Consider the following 19633-nt stretch of genomic DNA (forward strand, 5'->3'; position numbering starts at 1 on the left):
ACTTATGCGCCATAACGTGACGCCGCCGGAAGTCATTATCCGGCGGCGTTGCCGTTTGAACTTCTCCCTCCGCCTGTTACCCTTGCCAGCGCAACCGTTTACCGCCAGACTATCGCCTCCAAACGGGAGGGAATCATGGCATTGCATTCCACGCGCTGGCTGGCGCTCAGTTATTTCACCTACTTCTTTAGTTACGGTATTTTTCTGCCCTTCTGGAGCGTCTGGCTCAAAGGTCTTGGGCTAACGCCGGAAACCATCGGTCTTCTGCTGGGCGTGGGTCTGGTCGCGCGTTTTCTCGGTAGTCTGCTCATTGCGCCTCGCGTAAGCGATCCTTCGCGGTTGATCTCCGCGCTGCGCGTCCTGGCATTGCTGACGCTGGTATTTGCGCTGGCATTTTGGGCAGGAACGCATGTCGCGTGGCTAATGGTGGTGATGGTTGGGTTTAACCTCTTCTTTTCACCACTGGTGCCGCTGACCGATGCGCTGGCCAATACCTGGCAAAAGCAAATTACCCTGGACTATGGTCGGGTGCGGCTGTGGGGGTCCATCGCCTTCGTGATAGGGTCGGCGCTGACCGGTAAGCTGGTGAGTTTATACGATTACCAGGCGATTCTGGCGCTACTGACGCTCGGCGTCGCCTCGATGTTGCTGGGTATGTTGTTACGTCCCAGCGTGCCGCCGCAAGGGGAAAGCCGTCAGCAGGAGAGCGCAGGCTGGCCCGCCTGGCGTACGCTGGTGGCACAAAGTTGGCGTTTTCTCGCCTGCGTCTGTTTGCTGCAAGGGGCGCACGCCGCCTACTACGGTTTTAGCGCCATCTACTGGCAGGGGGCTGGCTATTCAGCATCGGCGGTCGGCTATTTATGGTCGTTGGGCGTGGTGGCGGAAGTGATCATTTTTGCCCTGAGTAAAAAGCTATTCCGCCGGTTTAGCGCCCGCGACTTGCTGTTGCTTTCTGCTGTGTGCGGCGTGGTACGCTGGGGACTGATGGGCTGGAGTACGGCGTTGCCGTGGCTGATTGTGATACAAATCCTGCACTGTGGCACGTTTACCGTTTGCCATCTGGCCGCTATGCGCTATATCGCTGCGCGTCAGGGAAGCGAGGTGATTCGTTTGCAGGCCGTCTATTCCGCTGTGGCGATGGGCGGCAGTATCGCGATTATGACGGTATTTGCCGGTTTTCTGTATCAACATCTGGGCGGCGGCGTATTCTGGATTATGGCGCTGGTGGCATTGCCCGCTATCTTCCTTCGGCCCAAAGTGGTTGCCGCGTCATGATTCCAGGATCTTGCGGATCTGCTGCTGTTGGTGCTCTGTGAGGGCGCGATCCGCATGAATTAATGGCGGTGAGAAGAGCGGTAGCGGCGTGGCGTAAGGGGTAACAATCAGCGCTACGCCGCGCGGGCATCCCTCTTTTTGAAACGCCTGGAGCGATATCCGTCTGATATTCAGCGGCAATAGGGTCAGTTCACGCAGTTGCTGCTCAATATGCGTCTCCAGCGCATCATTTTTATCCGCTAACAATACGATCTGTCTCTCATGCAAATCGTTATCCTGCATCAGCCAGGCGCCGAAAATCACTGCCACCAGCCCCGTCTCTTCCTCGGAAAAGTGGATACCATATTCGGCTTCAAACCCGGCGAGCGCCTCACGTGTGGTGCGAACCAGACGCGGATAAAGACGGTTGAACTCTTCCGGAAGCGTATTATCGATGCCAATCGTGAATAAACTTCGGTTCAGCGCCTGGGCGAGATGGACATACAGCTGATCGTTAAGCCCTTGTTCGTCGCTGAAGCGTACGTTCCCTTTTTCTCGAAAGCGCAGCACCAGCCGCGCCACCTCCAGTCGCAGTTGCTGCGCCCGTTGATGCGTGTCGCGAATCGGGTCGGGGAGGCGAATCATTGAAAACAGTAACGCCATAAACAGCGCTTCATTGAGCGGTGCGGCCTGCATCACGTGGCGCTGCCAGTGACGACCAATTTCCTGGGCGAGTGGATATTCCGCACACGACTGCGCCCAAATCTGCTGTACAGGATTGAATTCCGGGGTGATGCCGGCATGGTGTTGTAGCAGACAATACTGTAAAAAGAGACGCAGGAACTGCACGTCGCGATGTTCAAATGGTTTTTGCAACCGGCGGGCGCACAGATTGATGAGCGCGTGCAGATTAATATCGTCATACAGCGGACGCGCGATACCGCGCTGCTTTAGCGCGTTTTTTAAGGCCGGGGTAAACTGTTGCGTGACGAAGGTCGGGCATAAACGCAGGCCGCGCCTGAGCCAGTGTAAAAGGCAAAGGCGCTGATCGAGTGCTGTACCTTCGATCCGATAGCAACCGTTCTGGCATGTTGTGATGGCAAGGCGATGATAGCGCTGGATCTCCAGGCTTGTGTCAGTGATATCCTCACGGGCAGTATCATCATCAACGCCATTAAGCGCGCTGAAGATTTCCACCGTGGCAATTGGCTCCGGCTGGAAAAGCGTCAGCAATACCTGACAGCGGCGCTGGGGAGCGGAAAGTACAGATGGTGGGGCAATTGTCGGCATCATCTGTCAGGTCTCCCGTTAGTTTATCTGGTAAGGATAGCTAAAGTTTGCATGTGAAAAATGTGATAAGTGTGCTTTTAGGCCAGGAATGCTGAGGAGTGTCACAGAATTTTTATCGCGAGGAACAGATGAAGCCAGTGAAACGCAGCGCCTTAATACTATTTCTCGCCGTTTTATCTTTCGTGGCGGCGGCGCATCCGCACAGCTTCATCCGTCTGCAAACGCAGGTGGTCAGTGAAAATGAGCAATTTGTGGCGTTAAAAATGCGCTGGACAATGGACGCGCTGACGTCCGCCGATCTGCTGTATGACGCCGGAAACGCGGCGCCGGGTTCAGAAATATGGAAAAAGTTGGCGGCGGAAGTGATGGCTAACGTACTTGGGCAGCACTACTTTACAGAAGTGTGGCGCAATGGCGCGAAAGTGAAGTTTAAAAACAGGCCGACAGAATACGGTATGACGCGTGACGCGCATCAGGCGGTATTGACCTTTACGCTGCCGCTGGCTGAACCGCAGCCGTTAAGCGGCCAGACTTATACCTTTTCAACGTTTGATCCCTCTTATTATGTCGATATGCATTATGACCAGGACAGCGATATCACGATGCCGGAACCGCTGCGCGAAAAGTGTCGGATTCAGGTTTATACTCCTGCGCCCGGCGAAGAGACGCTACGTTTCGCCCAGTCGCTGGATAAAGAGGACGCGCCGCCGGAGGATATGGATTTAGGTAAACAGTTTGCCCAAACGGTGACCTTGCAATGTCAGTAATTTTTTCTCAACGCACTCCGGGGCGACGCTGGCTCTCGCTGTGGCCATTGGCGTTATTCCTGCTGCTGATGCTGGTTGGCGGTCTGTGGATATGGCAGGCCTGGCCGCAGGTGATGCTGAAAAGCGCTCTTTGGCAGCGGGACGTGAATCAGCAGTTGAGCGCGCTGCTTAATGCGGTGGCGACGCATCCTGAGCGGGCGGGCGGATCGTTGCTTCTGCTGAGTTTTATGTATGGCGTGCTTCATGCGTGGGGCCGGGACACGGCAAAGTGGTGATCGCGACATGGCTGGCGACGCATCCTTCGAAGCTGAAATCAAGTATCGTGTTAACCCTCGCCGCCGCGTTATTGCAGGGGGTCGTGGCTATCGGGTTGGTGGTGGGCGTGCTGACCGTATTGCAACTTCCGGCCAGGCAGCTCCATCTGAGCGGTTTCTGGCTGGAAAAGGGGAGCTATGCGTTAGTTGGCGGGCTGGGCATCTTGCTGTGCTGGCGGGCCATAAAAAGGTTACGCGCGCTGCTACGTAAACCTGTCTTTATCGCTTTTACGCCGCGCCATGTTCACCATGAAAAATGCGGCTGCGGACATCAGCATCTACCGACGCAGGAACAATTGCATAGCGGCGATGACTGGCGCGCGCGACTCATGATCGTACTGTCTATGGGGATGCGGCCCTGTTCCGGAGCGATAATGGTGCTGTTATTCAGTAAAGTGATTGGCGTTTTTAGCTGGGGAATGGCGTCGGTACTGGCAATGGCGGCGGGAACCTCGCTAACGATTACTTCGCTGGCGCTGCTGGTACACACTTTTCGTGCTCTGGCGGTGAAGCTCAGTGGAAACAAAGCGCCGGCGTTATGGCGGCAGGTAGGCTGGTCAACGCTGGCGCTGGCCGGAGGGGTCATACTGCTTGTCGCGGCGCTGGTCATGTGGTTTAGCGTGCCGCAGCCTGTGGGCGGGCTGCGGCCATGGCGTGGTTGACTAGTGCCCGGCGGGTTTGAGATGCATCCGCGCGACGGATTCGTCTTCGGCCCAGTAAATGCGTTCGGCGACCATCGCTTCCGGATTGAGCTGAACGCCGCGCAGTACCCGTTCTTTAAAACGCAGATAGCCGCCTTTGTCGATCAGATGGCCCATATGTAGATAGATCGGTTTTCCGCCGAGCATCTCTTTTTCAAATTCATACAGGTTAACGATCACCTGCTTTATCACATCTTCAGTCACCCAGTTGAGGAAGAGCTTGCCGACGCGCGGCGTCTTTTTACTGGTGCGTCCGCCCAGACGGACTTGCCAGAGCTGATCCGGCTTACGTTGCCAGGCCAGCGTCGGACAGGCCAGCACGCACTCGCCGCAGCCGATACAGGCGGACTCTTCTTTGACCGCTTTGCCGTTCTTCAGCGCCAGGCAGCCTACCGCGTGGTGACTACAGGCCTTCACGCAGGCGCCGCAACCGATACAGCGATCGGCAGTGAAGCGCATTTTCGCCACGCCAATAATTCCCAGATCGGCCATTGACGCCTTCGCGCAATCATTCGGGCAGCCAACAATGACCGTTTTGAGATGATAAGGGCTGGGATAGACCAGTTTTTCAAGACGACGGGACAGACCGGTCGTGTCAGTGTTGGCTTTCTGGCAAATGCGGTTCCCCTGACAGGCGACAATATTTCGCCCGCCAATAGCGAGATAGCCCGCTTTGGTATCCTCAACCTGGACGTCGCACAGTTCTATTTCAATCTCGCGAAGAAATGGCTCCAGCGCAGCGTTCACGTTGTCGATATCTTCGTAACGGATACCCGGCATCGCCAGCTTCTGGCGGGTAGTGAGGTGAATTTGTCCGTTGCCCCAGGTTTCGGCGATGTCACGCGCCACCGTTAGCAAATGCGCGGGCAAAATACCGCCGGGAATGCGGACGCTGATCATGGCTTCGCCGCGCACTTTTGATAGGCGATATTCGTTTTTCGCACGGGCTTTAATGATATCAATATCAATGCTCATGATGTTCTCCTTAATCGGCAAAACGTTGCGCGACGGCGTAGTTAAATATCGGGCCGTCGGTGCAGACATACACTTCGCCCATACGGCAGTGGCCGCACTTCCCGACGGAGCAGGCCATCCGGCGTTCGTAGTCCACCCAAATTTGCTCCGGCTTGAGCCCTTTTTGCAGCAGCATTTTTACGGTAAAGGTAATCATTATTGGCGGCCCAACGACGATGGCCTGCATGGTGTCGATATCGCTAAGCGTCATGTCGGCAAGCCGATCGGTCACCCGACCAATCTGGTAACGGTCATCAGCCTCGCCTTCATCCAGCGTGAGCACCAGATTATGTTTGCCGTGCCACGTCGCCATTTCTTCTTTGTACAGCACGCAATCGCGATTTTTATAGCCGAGAATCATATCCAGTTGACCAATTTCCTGGGGATTCTCAACGAAATAGCGCATTAAGCCTTTCACCGGCGCGACGCCCGTGCCGCCTGCGACAACCAGTAAGGGTTTATGGCGCAGAGTATCGACCGGATAGCCATTGCCATAGCAGCCGCGTAGCCACACGTTGTCGCCTTCTTTCAGCGTAAAGAGGGCGCTGGTCACTTTTCCGACATTACGAATCAGCAGATCTATCCAGCCATCGCCGTAGTCGGAAACGGAGATGGGCGCTTCGCCGACGCGCGGCAGCGACACCTCAACAAATTGCCCCCAGTGCGCGGGAAAATCGACGGCCACGCGGAAATTCCACTCCAGCGGCGTGTGGCGAGTAATACTGAGGATGCGGTACGCCGCAGGCAGCAAACTGTGCTGCGGTTTATCATGACAGGAACAATGTGACATGCGTTATGCCTCCTCTGCCAGCGCCTGCCGAACGGCAGCGGTCATTTTGTTAATAATCAAAGAAAATTTGATGTATTGCGGGCAGCGATCGTCGCAGCGGCCGCAGCCGACGCACATATGTTCAATGCCGTTGCGCGCTTTGTAGTCATTGACCTTATGCAGGGCGCGGTAGCGCAGACGCTCGCCGGGTTTTTCGCGAAAACCATGACCGCCGGCCATGTCGCTAAAGCCCGGCACCATGCAGCTTGCCCACTGGCGACGGCGTTCGCCGCGCTGCGGATTTTCATCATAGGCGACGTCAAAGACGCTATAGCAGGTACAGGTTGGGCACCCGGTAGTACAGCGGCCACAACTGATGCAGCGGCTGTCGTAGGCGTCCCATAGCGGATGGCGAGTGAGAATGTCGCGAATTTTTTGCGGATCGCGGCAAACGCTGTCCGGCGTGACGACGGTTTCCCGGTTTTCGCTGACGAAAGAGGGGGTATAGTCAGCCTCCTGCCCCAGTCCTTGTATCGCCGCCTCGATAAAGGGATCGCGGATGCTCACAAGCGCGCCCTCATCGCTAAAACGCATGGCGGCGCTATAACAGTCAGTTTTATTAGTACCCATTGAGACGCAGAAACAATTTTCGAAGCTTTCTTCACACTCAATAAGGACGAAACGAATATGCTCCCGTAGCAGTTGATAACTGTAATCGGAATTATTCCCATTTGATAAATACATATAATCCAGCCGCGACATGGCGTTAATGTCGCAGGCGCGGGCAAAGATGATTATCGGGGAGGTGTCTGTCTCGGCAATTTGAATGGTGTTTTTATCGAAATAAAAGAGCGTTTCGGTGATAGGGGCGATAATGGTATTCGGCGACATGTGCGATTTCTCGTGCCAGATGAGATCGCGCCAGCCGCTAATCCGTTGATAAATAATGTTGTCAGTGTCGGAAAAACGCCCGCCGCGAAACTCTGCGGACGGGGCAAACACGCGCCATTTTTTGTTTAATCGCTGGATAAGCAGACTAAACTCGTCAGGCGTAATTTTGATAGCCATCACATACTCCACAGTAATATTCAGGAAAAACAAATGAAAATAAATTGTTATAAAAATCAGATGAATATTACTGTTACGCTAGCGCTAATCCGCCGCCTTCGCTAACGGGAAAAAATGGTTTTTACTATCGGTATAATAAATATATTCTTAATCATAAAATATGCATATATACAGCGTCGCGCTATTTAGCGGATAGCGCTGTCTGAATAAAATTAATCATCGCATCGCGGTAAAGGTTTGCATAACGTCCGGAAAAAGCATCAATGTGATCGCCGTCAGGAATGAAGATTTTTTGTTTGGGCTCCCGGGCGAGGGCATACAATTTCTCACTGTCCTGCCAGGGAATAACATGGTCTGCCGTGCCATGAAGAATCAATACCGGAATGGGGCTGACGCTGGCGATATTGCGATCCGCGCTATAGCGGTCATCAAGCAAATAGCCGCTGCCCGGGATCATCTGGTTGGCGATGGAGGAATAGGATGAAAACGTTGAGTCGAGGACAATCGCACGTATGCCCGCCTGGTCGGCGTAGCGCATATTTGCGCAGCCTACGCAGTGGCCTACGGCGGCCAGTACATTATTGCCGCCCAGGCTCTGCCCCAGCAGTACCAGGCGCTCGGGGTTAACGTCGGCACGATGCCGCACATAATCTATCGCGCTTTTCGTATCGTTCAGTAGCCCCTCTTGTGATGGGGTGCCCTCAGATTCGCCAAACCCACGGTAATCAAACATAAACAGGTTTACGTTGCGTTCTGGCAGCCAACTGACTAACGGCCAGTGCGCCGACATATTTCCGGCGTTGCCATGGACATGAATCACCGTCGCGACGGCGTTTTCCGGCCTGCCGAAAGCAGTAGGAATAAACCAGCCGTGCAGATGCGTGCCATCTTTGGCGGTAAAGGTAATGGATTCAGCTTCGGCAGGGGTTGGTCCATAGACTTTATTGTCCGGGTAATAAAAGGCATTGATCGCTACGCGGGGTAGCAGGTAAATACAGACTACAATGATAAACAGAATAAAAAGGGATTTGACGATGCGTCGGGTATGTTGAAGGGTCATGTTCGCTTCCTTGCCGCTTTATGTCCATAGCGGAGCAGGGAGCGATCGTACAAAAACATGCAGGCAAGTAAAGCGATGAGGTGGTGTTTAGGAAAAACGCCTGAAAAGGCACGGCGGATGAGTGGCCCCATCCGCCGAAGAGACTTAGCGCTTCAGCGCATCGCTCAGTTCGTCGCGCATATTCGCCAGCATGGCTTTAACGACGCGCGGATTCCCCGCCACGATATTACCGGTCATCATGTAGTTATGACCGCCGGTGAAATCGCTGACGATACCGCCCGCTTCACGAACCAGCAGTTCGCCCGCGGCGAAATCCCACGGACGAAGGCCAATTTCAAAGAAACCATCGACACGACCTGCAGCCACATAGGCCAGATCCAGCGCGGCGGAACCGGTGCGGCGGAAATCGGCGCATTCGGTGAACAGCTTGCCGATAATATTAATGTAGGTGGTCGCGTATTGTTTGGCTTTGAACGGGAAGCCGGTAGCGAGGATAGTGCCGTCCAGATCGCGCGCGGTACTGCCGCGCAGACGGTAGCCGTTCAGCTGCGCGCCCTGACCGCGGGTGGCGGTGAACAGTTCGTTACGCATCGGATCGTAAACGACAGCCACTTCAGTACGGCCTTTAATGTGTACAGCAATGGAAACAGAGAAGTGTGGCAGACGTTTGATGAAGTTGGTGGTGCCATCCAGCGGATCGATAACCCATTGAACATCCTGATCTGTGCCAACGTGCTCACCGCTTTCTTCGGTGATAATAGTGTGTTGCGGGTAAGATTTGCGAATGGTGTCGATAATTACCGCTTCAGCGGCCTTATCTACGTTGGTCACAAAATCGTTACTGCCTTTTTGGCTCGCTTCTGCAGCGTCCGGAGTTTCATAGTTTTTGGCAATTACATTACCCGCCTTGCGCGCTGCGCGCACGGCGATGGTCAGCATCGGATGCATCGGTCTCTCTCACTGGATGTTAAAGAACGGGAAAACGGCGCAGAGTATAGCAGCGAGATCGGAATCTGTCTTGGTTTTATGGTAAGATGTCCGAATAATCTTTAGCTGAAGAAAGACAATGCTGCAAAACATTCGAATTGTGCTGGTGGAAACCTCCCACACCGGCAATATGGGCTCTGTGGCTCGCGCTATGAAAACCATGGGCTTAACTAACCTGTGGCTGGTAAACCCGCTGGTGAAACCGGACTCCCAGGCCATCGCCCTGGCGGCAGGCGCCAGCGATGTGATCGGTAATGCGCAGATCGTCGATACGCTGGACGAAGCGTTGGCTGGCTGTAGCCTGGTGGTCGGCACCAGCGCCCGCTCCCGCACTCTGCCGTGGCCGATGCTTGATCCGCGCGAGTGCGGCTTAAAAAGCGTAGCGGAAGCGGCAAATACGCCGGTTGCGCTGGTTTTTGGTCGTGAGCGTGTCGGGCTGACTAACGATGAGTTGCAAAAATGCCATTATCACGTCGCGATTGCCGCTAACCCGGAGTACAGCTCGTTGAATCTGGCGATGGCGGTACAGGTCATCGCGTATGAAGTCCGCATGGCCTGGCTGGCGACGCAGGAAAACGGCGACGCGGCAGATCATGAAGAGACACCGTATCCGCTGGTGGACGATCTTGAACGTTTTTACGGCCATCTGGAGCAGACGTTGCTCTCCACTGGCTTTATTCGCGAAAACCATCCGGGGCAGGTGATGAATAAATTGCGCCGTCTGTTTACCCGCGCCCGCCCGGAAAGCCAGGAGTTGAATATTCTGCGTGGGATTCTGGCGTCTATTGAGCAGCAGAATAAAGGCAAGTAACCGCGTTAATGCCGGATGGCTCTTCGCTTATCCGACCTACAAATCGTGCGGCCTGTAGGCCGGATAAGCGAAGCGCCATCCGGCACATCAATACCGCACGGAACGCTAAATACCTGACTAATTTACTCAAGTAAATAGTTGACCAATTTACTCGGGAATGTCAGACTTGTCCCTGCTATGCAATACCCCCATTTTACAATAAAAAACCCCGGGCAGGGGCGAGTTTGAGGTTAAGTAAGACATGAGACTGACATCTAAAGGGCGTTATGCCGTGACCGCAATGTTAGACGTTGCGCTCAACTCCGAAGCGGGCCCGGTACCGTTGGCTGATATTTCTGAACGTCAGGGGATTTCCCTTTCTTATCTGGAACAGCTATTTTCCCGTTTACGTAAAAACGGTCTGGTTTCCAGCGTACGCGGGCCGGGCGGCGGTTATCTGCTGGGTAAAGATGCTGGCAGTATCGCGGTCGGCGAAGTGATCAGCGCGGTTGATGAATCCGTTGACGCGACCCGTTGCCAGGGCAAAGGCGGCTGCCAGGGCGGCGATAAATGCCTGACCCATGCGCTGTGGCGTGATTTAAGCGATCGTCTGACCGGTTTTCTCAACAATATTACTTTAGGCGAGCTAGTGAATAACCAGGAAGTTCTGGATGTGTCTGGTCGCCAGCACACGCATGACGCGCCGCGCGCCAGCGGTCGTGCGCAGGACGCTATCGACGTTAAATTACGCGCTTAATTAAAATATTACGCCATCTCTTCTGGCGGCCTCATGCGGTGAATGCCGCGGTCGTCTGAAGGATGAAGCGTAAAAAAGAATTCAGAATCAGGCCGGGACGCGGACGTCCCGTCAACACGGTCGTACATCCAGCCGGTTGCCTGATTCCTTGCATTGAGTGATGTACGGAGTTTAAGAGCAATGAAATTACCGATTTATCTCGACTACTCCGCAACCACGCCGGTGGACCCGCGTGTTGCCGAGAAAATGATGCAGTTTCTGACCCTGGACGGAACCTTTGGGAACCCGGCGTCTCGTTCACACCGTTTCGGCTGGCAGGCTGAAGAAGCCGTCGATATCGCCCGCAACCAGATTGCTGAACTGGTCGGCGCCGACCCGCGTGAAATCGTCTTTACCTCAGGGGCGACGGAGTCCGATAACCTGGCGATCAAAGGCGCTGCCAACTTTTATCAGAAAAAAGGCAAGCACATCATCACCAGCAAGACCGAGCACAAAGCGGTGCTGGACACCTGCCGTCAGCTTGAGCGCGAAGGGTTTGAAGTGACCTACCTGGCGCCGCAGCGCAACGGCATCATCGATCTCAACGAGCTCGAAGCAGCGATGCGTGACGACACCATTCTGGTTTCCATCATGCACGTGAACAACGAAATCGGCGTGGTGCAGGATATCGCGACCATCGGCGAAATGTGCCGCGCGCGCGGTATCATCTACCACGTTGACGCCACCCAGAGCGTGGGCAAACTGCCTATCGACCTGAGCCAACTGAAAGTGGATCTGATGTCCTTCTCCGGTCATAAAATTTATGGTCCGAAAGGCATTGGCGCGCTGTATGTGCGTCGTAAGCCGCGTATTCGCATTGAAGCGCAGATGCATGGCGGCGGGCACGAGCGCGGTATGCGCTCTGGTACTCTGCCTGTTCACCAGATCGTCGGCATGGGCGAAGCTTACCGTATCGCGAAAGAAGAGATGGAGACCGAAATGGCCCGTCTGCGCGGTCTGCGTAACCGTCTGTGGAACGGCATCAAAGATATTGAAGAAGTTTACCTGAACGGCGACCTTGAGCAGGGCGCGCCAAACATTCTCAACGTGAGCTTTAACTACGTTGAAGGCGAGTCGCTGATCATGGCGCTGAAAGACCTGGCGGTCTCTTCCGGTTCCGCCTGCACCTCCGCCACTCTGGAACCGTCCTACGTGCTGCGCGCGTTGGGCATGAATGACGAGCTGGCGCATAGCTCTATCCGTTTCTCTTTAGGTCGTTTTACCACTGAAGAAGAGATCGACTACACCATTGATCTGGTTCGTAAATCCATTGGCCGTCTGCGTGACCTTTCTCCACTGTGGGAAATGTACAAGCAGGGTGTGGATCTGAACAGCATCGAATGGGCACATCATTAATCGGTATCGGAATCAGGAGAATTTATAATGGCTTACAGCGAAAAAGTAATCGATCACTATGAGAACCCGCGTAACGTAGGGTCGTTTGACAACAACGACGATAACGTGGGAAGCGGTATGGTTGGCGCGCCGGCCTGCGGCGACGTCATGAAGTTGCAGATTAAAGTTAACGATGAAGGTATCATTGAAGACGCGCGCTTCAAGACTTACGGCTGCGGTTCCGCTATCGCCTCCAGTTCTCTGGTAACGGAGTGGGTGAAAGGGAAATCCCTGGACGAAGCGCAGGCGATTAAAAACACCGACATTGCAGACGAACTGGAGCTGCCGCCGGTGAAAATTCACTGCTCTATTCTGGCGGAAGACGCGATTAAAGCCGCTATTGCGGATTACAAAAGCAAACGCGAAGCGAAATAAAATAGAACGTTAACATTGAGGTTTTGTTATGTCGATTACACTTAGCGACAGTGCAGCAGCGCGAGTTAATACCTTCCTGGCCAACCGTGGTAAAGGGTTTGGTCTGCGTCTGGGCGTGAGAACCTCCGGCTGCTCAGGTATGGCTTATGTACTGGAATTTGTTGACGAGCCGACGGCGGAAGACACCGTGTTTGAAGACAAAGGCGTTAAGGTAGTGGTTGACGGCAAGAGCCTGCAATTTCTGGACGGTACACAGCTGGACTTCGTAAAAGAAGGCCTGAACGAAGGGTTTAAATTCTCCAACCCGAATGTGAAAGATGAGTGTGGTTGCGGCGAAAGCTTCCACGTGTAACTGTGTTCCGCTGTTATACCGAGTCATTCGTGCTGCAGAAAAGCGGCAAGCGAGTGAATCCCCAGGCGCTTACTTAAGTAAGTGACTGGGGGAACCCGCGCAGACAACGCATCTGCGGCGCGAAGTAAGAAGGTATAACCCCACCGTGGTCGCCTGCGTGTGGGGTTTGTTCTGACAGGCTATCCCTGAGAATGTTATGGATTACTTCACCCTCTTTGGCTTACCAGCCCGTTATCAGATTGACACCCAGGCGCTGAGCTTTCGTTTTCAGGATCTGCAACGCCAGTATCACCCTGACAAATTTGCCAACGGCACTCAGGCGCAGCAGCTTGCCGCCGTCCAGCAATCCGCCACGATCAACCAGGCCTGGCAAACGCTGCGTCACCCTTTGACGCGCGCGGAGTATCTGCTTTCCTTACACGGGTTCGATCTGGCCAGCGAGCAGCATACGGTACGCGACACCGCGTTTCTGATGGAACAACTCACGCTTCGCGAAGAGCTGGACGATATCGAACAATCAAAAGACGACGCGCGGCTGGAAAGCTTCATCAAACGCGTACAAAAGATGTTTGATGCTCGTCTTCAGCAAATGGTGGAACAGTTGGACAACGCCGCGTGGGACGCGGCGGCGGATACGGTGCGCAAACTGCGGTTTCTCGATAAACTGCGAAGCAGCGCAGAACAACTCGAAGAAAAGCTGCTCGATTTTTAACTGGAATCTAACATGGCCTTATTACAAATTAGTGAGCCTGGTCTGAGCGCCGCGCCGCATCAGCGTCGTCTGGCGGCGGGCATCGACTTAGGCACTACCAACTCTCTGGTTGCGACGGTTCGCAGCGGCCAGGCGGAAACACTGCCTGACCACGAAGGGCGCCACCTGTTGCCTTCAGTGGTTCACTATCAGCAGCAGGGCCATACGGTCGGTTACGCTGCGCGTGACAATGCCGCGCAGGATACGGCCAACACTATCAGCTCTGTGAAACGCATGATGGGACGCTCGCTGGCGGATATCCAGGCGCGCTATCCGCATCTGCCTTACCGGTTTAAGGCAAGCGTTAATGGGCTGCCGATGATTGACACGGCGGCTGGATTGCTCAATCCGGTACGCGTATCTGCTGATATTCTCAAAGCGCTGGCCGCGCGGGCTAGCGAATCGCTCTCCGGCGAGCTGGATGGCGTGGTGATTACCGTTCCCGCCTATTTCGATGATGCCCAACGTCAGGGAACGAAAGACGCCGCGCGGCTGGCAGGCCTGCATGTACTGCGCCTGCTCAACGAACCGACGGCGGCGGCGATTGCCTACGGTCTGGACTCAGGCAAAGAAGGCGTTATCGCTGTTTACGATCTCGGCGGCGGTACCTTCGATATCTCTATCTTACGCCTGAGCCGCGGGGTGTTTGAAGTGCTGGCGACGGGCGGTGATTCTGCGCTCGGCGGCGACGACTTTGACCATCTGCTGGCGGACTATATTCGCGAGCAGGCGGGAATTGCCGATCGTAGCGACAATCGCGTTCAGCGCGAACTGCTGGATGCCGCGATTACCGCGAAAATCGCCTTAAGCGATGCCGATACTGTTCGCGTTAACGTTGCGGGCTGGCAGGGGGAGATCACTCGCGAGCAGTTTAACGATCTCATTTCCGCGCTGGTTAAGCGCACGCTATTGGCCTGCCGTCGCGCATTGAAAGATGCCGGCGTTGAGCCCCAGGACGTTCTGGAAGTGGTCATGGTCGGCGGTTCGACCCGTGTACCGCTGGTGCGTGAGCGGGTGGGCGAATTTTTTGGCCGCACGCCGTTAACCGCTATCGACCCGGATAAAGTGATCGCTATCGGCGCAGCGATTCAGGCCGATATTCTGGTCGGCAACAAGCCGGACAGCGAAATGCTGCTGCTGGACGTGATTCCACTCTCTCTTGGGCTGGAAACGATGGGTGGCCTGGTGGAAAAAGTCATTCCGCGCAACACCACTATCCCGGTGGCGCGCGCGCAGGATTTCACCACCTTCAAAGACAGTCAGACCGCGATGTCTATCCATGTGATGCAGGGCGAACGCGAACTGGTGCAGGACTGCCGCTCGCTGGCGCGCTTTGCGCTGCGCGGGATTCCGCCGCTGCCGGCGGGCGGGGCGCATATTCGCGTGACCTTCCAGGTAGACGCCGATGGCCTGTTGAGCGTCACCGCAATGGAAAAATCCACCGGCGTCGAGGCCTCCATTCAGGTCAAACCTTCCTATGGCCTGACCGATGGCGAAATCGCCTCGATGATCAAGGATTCCATGAGTTTTGCCGAGCAGGACGTGAAAGCGCGTATGCTGGCGGAGCAAAAAGTCGAAGCCGCGCGCGTGCTGGAAAGTTTGACCGGCGCGCTAACTGCCGACGCCGCGCTGTTAAGCGCCGCAGAACGTCAATGCATTGATGATGCCGCCGCACATTTAAGCGCGGTCGCACAAGGCGATGATGTTGACGCAATAGAACAAGCCATTAAAAACGTAGATAAACAAACCCAGGAATTTGCCGCTCGCCGCATGGACCAGTCGGTTCGTCGCGCGTTGAAAGGCCATTCCGTAGACGAGGTTTAACATGCCGAAGATTGTTATTCTGCCTCATCAGGATCTTTGTCCGGATGGCGCAGTTCTGGAAGCTGAGACCGGTGAAACCATTCTTGACGTTGCGCTGCGCAACGGCATCGAGATTGAACACGCCTGTGAGAAATCGTGCGCCTGCACCACCTGTCACTGTATTGTACGTGAAGGCTTCGACTCCTTGCCGGAAAGTTCGGAAGAAGAAGACGATATGCTGGATAAAGCGTGGGGGCTGGAGCCGGAAAGTCGACTGAGCTGCCAGGCCCGCGTTACCGACGACGATCTGGTTATCGAAATTCCACGTTACACAATCAACCATGCGCGTGAGCATTAACAGAGGGTAGTATGGGACTCAAGTGGACCGATAGCCGCGAGATCGGCGAAGCGTTATACGACGCATATCCTGATGTCGATCCTAAAACCGTTCGTTTCACCGATCTGCATCAGTGGATCTGCGAACTGGACGATTTTGACGACGACCCTAACGCATCCAATGAAAAAATTCTGGAGGCGATTCTGCTAGTCTGGTTGGATGAAGCAGAGTAAGTCAAATAACGGGCTGCCCTACGACGGCCCGTTTGCTAATAAGGAAAATAACAATGACAGAAGCCATGAAAATTACGCTTTCCACGCAGCCTGCCGATGCGCGCTGGGGCGATAAAGCCACTTACAGTATTAATAACGACGGTATTACCTTGCATCTTAACGGTAAAGACGATCTGGGGTTGATCCAGCGTGCGGCGCGTAAAATCGACGGCCTGGGAATAAAACAGGTCGCGCTGACAGGCGAAGGATGGGATACCGAGCGTTGTTGGGCATTCTGGGCGGGTTACAAAGGACCAAAAGGCGTCCGTACCGTAATGTGGCCGGATTTAGACGATGCCCAACGTCAGGAGCTGGATAACCGCCTGACCATTATTGACTGGGTGCGCGACACCATTAATGCTCCGGCGGAAGAGCTTGGGCCGGAGCAACTGGCGCAGCGCGCGGTGGATCTGCTGTGCAGCGTCGCGTGCGATAGCGTCACTTACCGTATCACCAAAGGCGAAGATCTGCGCGAGCAGAACTATATGGGGTTGCATACCGTAGGCCGTGGTTCTGAGCGTCCGCCGGTACTGCTGGCGCTGGATTACAACCCGACGGGAGACAAAGATGCGCCGGTTTATGCCTGCCTGGTCGGTAAAGGTATCACCTTTGACTCCGGCGGTTACAGTATCAAACAAAGCGCTTTTATGGACTCAATGAAATCCGATATGGGCGGCGCGGCGACAGTAACGGGCGCGCTGGCGTTCGCCATTACCCGTGGGCTGAATAAACGCGTAAAACTGTTCCTGTGCTGCGCTGATAATCTGATCAGCGGCAACGCGTTTAAACTGGGCGATATTATTCGCTACCGTAATGGCAAGAATGTCGAAGTCATGAATACCGATGCGGAAGGGCGACTGGTACTGGCGGATGGCCTGATTGACGCCAGCGCGCAACACCCGCGGCTAATCATTGATATGGCGACGTTAACCGGCGCGGCGAAAACGGCGCTGGGTAACGACTACCATGCGCTATTCAGTTTTGACGATACGCTGGCGGGGCGCTTGCTGACCAGCGCGGCGCAAGAGAATGAGCCGTTCTGGCGTCTGCCGCTGGCGGAGTTCCACCGTAACCAACTGCCGTCTAACTTTGCGGAACTGAACAACACCGGCAGCGCGACGTATCCCGCCGGGGCAAGCACCGCCGCGGGTTTTCTGTCGCACTTTGTTGAAAATTACCGCGAAGGCTGGCTGCACATTGACTGTTCCGCCACTTATCGCAAAGCGCCGGTTGAGCAGTGGGCTGCCGGGGCAACCGGTCTGGGTGTGCGCACCATCGCGAATCTGCTGACCGCCTGAACGGTGTTTTTGTAGGCCGGGTAAGCGAAGCGCCACCCGGCATTTTGCCTGATGGCGACGCCGTGCGTCTTATCAGGCCTACAACCCATATACATAATTTGTGATTCCTATGTCCGAAACTAAAAATGAATTAGAAATTTTGCTGGAGAAAGCGGCGACTGAGCCCGCGCATCGTTCGGCATTTTTCCGTACCTTACTGGAGTCCACCGTCTGGGTGCCGGGCAGCGCTGCCGAAGGCGAGGCGATTGTGGAAGACAGCGCTCTGGATTTGCAGCACTGGGAAAAAGAAGACGGCACGACCGTCATTCCCTTCTTTACTTCTCTGGAGGCGCTGCAGCAGGCCGTGGAAGACGAACAGGCGTTTGTGGTGATGCCGGCGCGCACGCTGTTTGAAATGACGCTTGGCGAAACGTTATTCCTCAACGCTAAATTGCCGACCGGCAAAGAGTTTATGCCGCGTGAAATCAGCCTGCTTCTCGCTGAGGAAGGCAGTCCGTTAAGTACGCAGGAAGTGCTGGAAGGCGGCGAGTCGCTTATTTTATCCGAAGTGGCCGAGCCGCCGTCGCAGATGATTGATTCCCTCACTACGCTGTTTAAAACCATCAAACCGGTGAAACGCGCATTTCTCTGCGCGATTAAAGAACATGCGGACGCCCAACCTAATCTGCTGATTGGCATTGAGGCTGACGGCGAAATTGAAGAGATCATTCACGCAGCGGGCAATGTGGCGACCGACACGTTACCGGGTGACGAACCGATCGATATTTGTCAGGTGAGGAAGGGCGCGCAGGGTATCAGCCACTTTATCACCGAGCATATCGCGCCGTTCTACGAGCGTCGTTGGGGTGGGTTCCTGCGCGATTTTAAACAGAACCGCATCATCTGAAGAAAAGAAAGCCGCCCAACAGGGCGGCCTCCTGGCTTACCTGCTCTGGACGTTGAGCGTTACGGGAACAGAATTACCTGGGTAGCTTCTGTCTGCGTGAAGACACAACGTGCCAGAAACAAGAAGCACGACACAAAAGCATCGTACCTTCATGTTGCGGTCCTTGCGAAGACCGCATCACGGCAGCACCGCTGGCGATAATGCCGTGATAGCAGGCACTGTGGTGTGCCTGCGCTTACGGCCATGGAACATCCTCTCCTGAAGCCAGTGCCCGTTTGCGAGACGGCGAAGGGGGCCGGGAAAGATAATACCTCAAATGCTGAATAGTTTCGTCGTGAATTAACTTGACTTTGCTCTCCTTAAAAGGGAGTATTTACCTACTGTGGTGTGCCTGCGTTGCTATGGCAACAAAGCCTGCTGGAAAGGCCGCGAACCGGACCAGCACAAAAAAACCGCTCAACTGAGCGGTTTTTTTGTGGCCTGCTTAAACAGTATTTATGTAGATTCGTTTTAAATCAGCCTGAACGGTAGGCCGGATAAGCGTGAGCGCCACCCGACAGCATGTCGATTAATCGACGAGCGCGTCCAGTTTTGCCCAAAACGCCTCATGATAATCCTCCAGGTCAAGTAAAGCGGCATCGCGTTGTTCATTCATTTTTTGCTGTGCCTTCCATTGCGGAAGATGTAAATCCTCTTCGGTAAAGCCAATGTCTTTAGCGCCCGAAATAATATTATAGAGATATTCCACCAGAGAAGACTCCGCCAGCCAAAATTCATTACGTTCCATGCGGGCAATAGGGTATTCGCCGTTGGCATCCCGTTCTGTGATATAGATAAAAATGGCCTGATCGCCGACATGATCAATACGAATTAATGCCGGAAGACGGGGATCGTTACTCCAGACAGGCATCAGATCTTCAATATCAATACCTGAGCTATCCATGCCAGCGCCGTAATACGCCTCTTCATCAGGAGAGTAAGAATGTATTACTCCCTCGTTATCAATAAATCTTTGTAATGTTTCAATCACAGGCATATTATAATTGCTAAGTAGATCGCGGTCGTAGGCCAGTAGCGCCTTCAGGCTTTCAGGTAACTCAGTGGTTTCCGTATTTTGCGGATCGCGATACTTACGCACTCGCAGACAACTTATTTCCTCGGCAGGCATAGGATTAGGCACCTTATTGCGGTTAACCTTTTTAACTAGCTCCATTAAATTAGTGAGTGAAATATCCATTTTCCATCCTTAAAAAATTATATTTACAGGAGTTATTTCCCGGTGAAACCCAAAACAGCGGTGATGATACTCCTTATACCCGACGTAAAGTATTTACCGATAAAAAATAGGATTTTA

The 19633-nt window shown here is 54.3% G+C and carries 21 protein-coding genes and 1 pseudogene; 14 read left to right on the plus strand and 8 right to left on the minus strand.

The genetic code is table 11. The features are described 5' to 3' along the window. The first annotated feature begins 135 nt into the window (after nucleotides 1–135). Nucleotides 136–1275 carry a 3-phenylpropionate MFS transporter gene (locus tag AAYN39_RS13150; RefSeq protein WP_001173729.1) on the plus strand — a complete coding sequence of 380 codons (1140 nt, stop codon included), beginning with the start codon at nucleotides 136–138 and terminating at the stop codon, nucleotides 1273–1275. Here the strand turns inward: AAYN39_RS13150 and csiE are convergent. Beyond that, complete coding sequence (gene csiE, locus AAYN39_RS13155) at nucleotides 1270–2547, minus strand: stationary phase inducible protein CsiE (RefSeq protein WP_000982954.1); 1278 nt, start codon at nucleotides 2545–2547, stop codon at nucleotides 1270–1272. The genes AAYN39_RS13150 and csiE overlap by 6 nt on opposite strands. Before the next feature lie 125 nt (nucleotides 2548–2672). Between csiE and AAYN39_RS13160 the strand changes: the two genes are divergently transcribed. Together AAYN39_RS13160 and AAYN39_RS13165 are read left to right on the plus strand one after the other, a co-directional pair. After that, nucleotides 2673–3311, plus strand: a complete 639-nt coding sequence (locus AAYN39_RS13160) for a DUF1007 family protein (protein WP_000805721.1) — start codon at nucleotides 2673–2675, stop codon at nucleotides 3309–3311. Then, nucleotides 3302–4287, plus strand: a pseudogene (locus tag AAYN39_RS13165) (nickel/cobalt transporter). Before AAYN39_RS13160 ends, AAYN39_RS13165 begins: the two are co-directional and overlap by 10 nt. Here the strand turns inward: AAYN39_RS13165 and asrC are convergent. From asrC to suhB, 5 genes are all read right to left on the minus strand, one after another. Beyond that, nucleotides 4288–5301 carry a sulfite reductase subunit C gene (gene asrC / locus AAYN39_RS13170; protein WP_000020685.1) on the minus strand — a complete coding sequence of 338 codons (1014 nt, stop codon included), beginning with the start codon at nucleotides 5299–5301 and terminating at the stop codon, nucleotides 4288–4290. It lies immediately after the preceding pseudogene. A 10-nt stretch (nucleotides 5302–5311) separates the two neighbouring features. Beyond that, nucleotides 5312–6130, minus strand: coding sequence for an anaerobic sulfite reductase subunit AsrB (gene asrB / locus AAYN39_RS13175; RefSeq protein ID WP_000017585.1), 819 nt, complete (start codon nucleotides 6128–6130; stop codon nucleotides 5312–5314). A gap of 3 nt (nucleotides 6131–6133) precedes the next feature. Next, nucleotides 6134–7177 carry an anaerobic sulfite reductase subunit AsrA gene (asrA, locus tag AAYN39_RS13180; RefSeq protein WP_000985218.1) on the minus strand — a complete coding sequence of 348 codons (1044 nt, stop codon included), beginning with the start codon at nucleotides 7175–7177 and terminating at the stop codon, nucleotides 6134–6136. 181 nt (nucleotides 7178–7358) lie between these two features. Further along, on the minus strand, nucleotides 7359–8237 hold the full coding sequence (locus tag AAYN39_RS13185) for an alpha/beta hydrolase (RefSeq protein WP_000174949.1): 879 nt from the start codon (nucleotides 8235–8237) through the stop codon (nucleotides 7359–7361). Nucleotides 8238–8381: 144 nt separating this feature from the next. Beyond that, nucleotides 8382–9185, minus strand: a complete 804-nt coding sequence (gene suhB, locus AAYN39_RS13190) for an inositol-1-monophosphatase (RefSeq protein ID WP_000553464.1) — start codon at nucleotides 9183–9185, stop codon at nucleotides 8382–8384. Nucleotides 9186–9303: 118 nt separating this feature from the next. Between suhB and trmJ the strand changes: the two genes are divergently transcribed. The 11 genes from trmJ (at nucleotide 9304) to sseB (ending at nucleotide 18279) form a co-directional block, all read left to right on the plus strand. Beyond that, entirely contained in the window at nucleotides 9304–10035 is a 732-nt protein-coding gene (trmJ, locus tag AAYN39_RS13195; RefSeq protein ID WP_000940032.1) for a tRNA (cytosine(32)/uridine(32)-2'-O)-methyltransferase TrmJ, read from the plus strand. 241 nt (nucleotides 10036–10276) lie between these two features. Next, a complete protein-coding gene (gene iscR / locus AAYN39_RS13200; protein WP_001241346.1) occupies nucleotides 10277–10771 on the plus strand; it encodes a Fe-S cluster assembly transcriptional regulator IscR in 495 nt (164 codons plus the stop codon). A 180-nt stretch (nucleotides 10772–10951) separates the two neighbouring features. Then, nucleotides 10952–12166, plus strand: coding sequence for a cysteine desulfurase (gene iscS, locus AAYN39_RS13205; protein ID WP_000775265.1), 1215 nt, complete (start codon nucleotides 10952–10954; stop codon nucleotides 12164–12166). A gap of 27 nt (nucleotides 12167–12193) precedes the next feature. Then, a complete protein-coding gene (gene iscU, locus AAYN39_RS13210; protein ID WP_000331704.1) occupies nucleotides 12194–12580 on the plus strand; it encodes a Fe-S cluster assembly scaffold IscU in 387 nt (128 codons plus the stop codon). A 28-nt stretch (nucleotides 12581–12608) separates the two neighbouring features. Next, on the plus strand, nucleotides 12609–12932 hold the full coding sequence (gene iscA / locus AAYN39_RS13215; RefSeq protein WP_000028952.1) for an iron-sulfur cluster assembly protein IscA: 324 nt from the start codon (nucleotides 12609–12611) through the stop codon (nucleotides 12930–12932). Between the two features lie 196 nt (nucleotides 12933–13128). Further along, on the plus strand, nucleotides 13129–13644 hold the full coding sequence (hscB, locus tag AAYN39_RS13220) for a co-chaperone HscB (RefSeq protein ID WP_000384391.1): 516 nt from the start codon (nucleotides 13129–13131) through the stop codon (nucleotides 13642–13644). Between the two features lie 12 nt (nucleotides 13645–13656). Further along, nucleotides 13657–15507, plus strand: a complete 1851-nt coding sequence (hscA, locus tag AAYN39_RS13225; RefSeq protein WP_001196658.1) for a Fe-S protein assembly chaperone HscA — start codon at nucleotides 13657–13659, stop codon at nucleotides 15505–15507. A 1-nt stretch (nucleotide 15508) separates the two neighbouring features. Next, nucleotides 15509–15844 (plus strand): ISC system 2Fe-2S type ferredoxin, encoded by a 336-nt coding sequence (gene fdx / locus AAYN39_RS13230; protein ID WP_001124466.1) that lies wholly within the window; start codon nucleotides 15509–15511, stop codon nucleotides 15842–15844. Between the two features lie 11 nt (nucleotides 15845–15855). Continuing rightward, on the plus strand, nucleotides 15856–16056 hold the full coding sequence (gene iscX, locus AAYN39_RS13235) for a Fe-S cluster assembly protein IscX (RefSeq protein WP_000523621.1): 201 nt from the start codon (nucleotides 15856–15858) through the stop codon (nucleotides 16054–16056). 53 nt (nucleotides 16057–16109) lie between these two features. Next, a complete protein-coding gene (gene pepB, locus AAYN39_RS13240; protein ID WP_000133543.1) occupies nucleotides 16110–17393 on the plus strand; it encodes an aminopeptidase PepB in 1284 nt (427 codons plus the stop codon). Nucleotides 17394–17502: 109 nt separating this feature from the next. Continuing rightward, nucleotides 17503–18279 carry an enhanced serine sensitivity protein SseB gene (sseB, locus tag AAYN39_RS13245; protein WP_001763946.1) on the plus strand — a complete coding sequence of 259 codons (777 nt, stop codon included), beginning with the start codon at nucleotides 17503–17505 and terminating at the stop codon, nucleotides 18277–18279. A 36-nt stretch (nucleotides 18280–18315) separates the two neighbouring features. Here the strand turns inward: sseB and timP are convergent, their stop codons facing one another. Together timP and AAYN39_RS13255 are read right to left on the minus strand one after the other, a co-directional pair. Beyond that, on the minus strand, nucleotides 18316–18432 hold the full coding sequence (timP, locus tag AAYN39_RS13250) for a small toxic inner membrane protein TimP (RefSeq protein WP_242617172.1): 117 nt from the start codon (nucleotides 18430–18432) through the stop codon (nucleotides 18316–18318). A gap of 415 nt (nucleotides 18433–18847) precedes the next feature. Next, complete coding sequence (locus tag AAYN39_RS13255; protein WP_000355346.1) at nucleotides 18848–19516, minus strand: DUF5066 family protein; 669 nt, start codon at nucleotides 19514–19516, stop codon at nucleotides 18848–18850. Between the last annotated feature and the right edge of the window lie 117 nt (nucleotides 19517–19633).

The sequence above is a fragment of the Salmonella sp. K21076 genome (assembly GCF_039650795.1).
Taxonomy (GTDB): Bacteria; Pseudomonadota; Gammaproteobacteria; order Enterobacterales; family Enterobacteriaceae; genus Salmonella; species Salmonella enterica.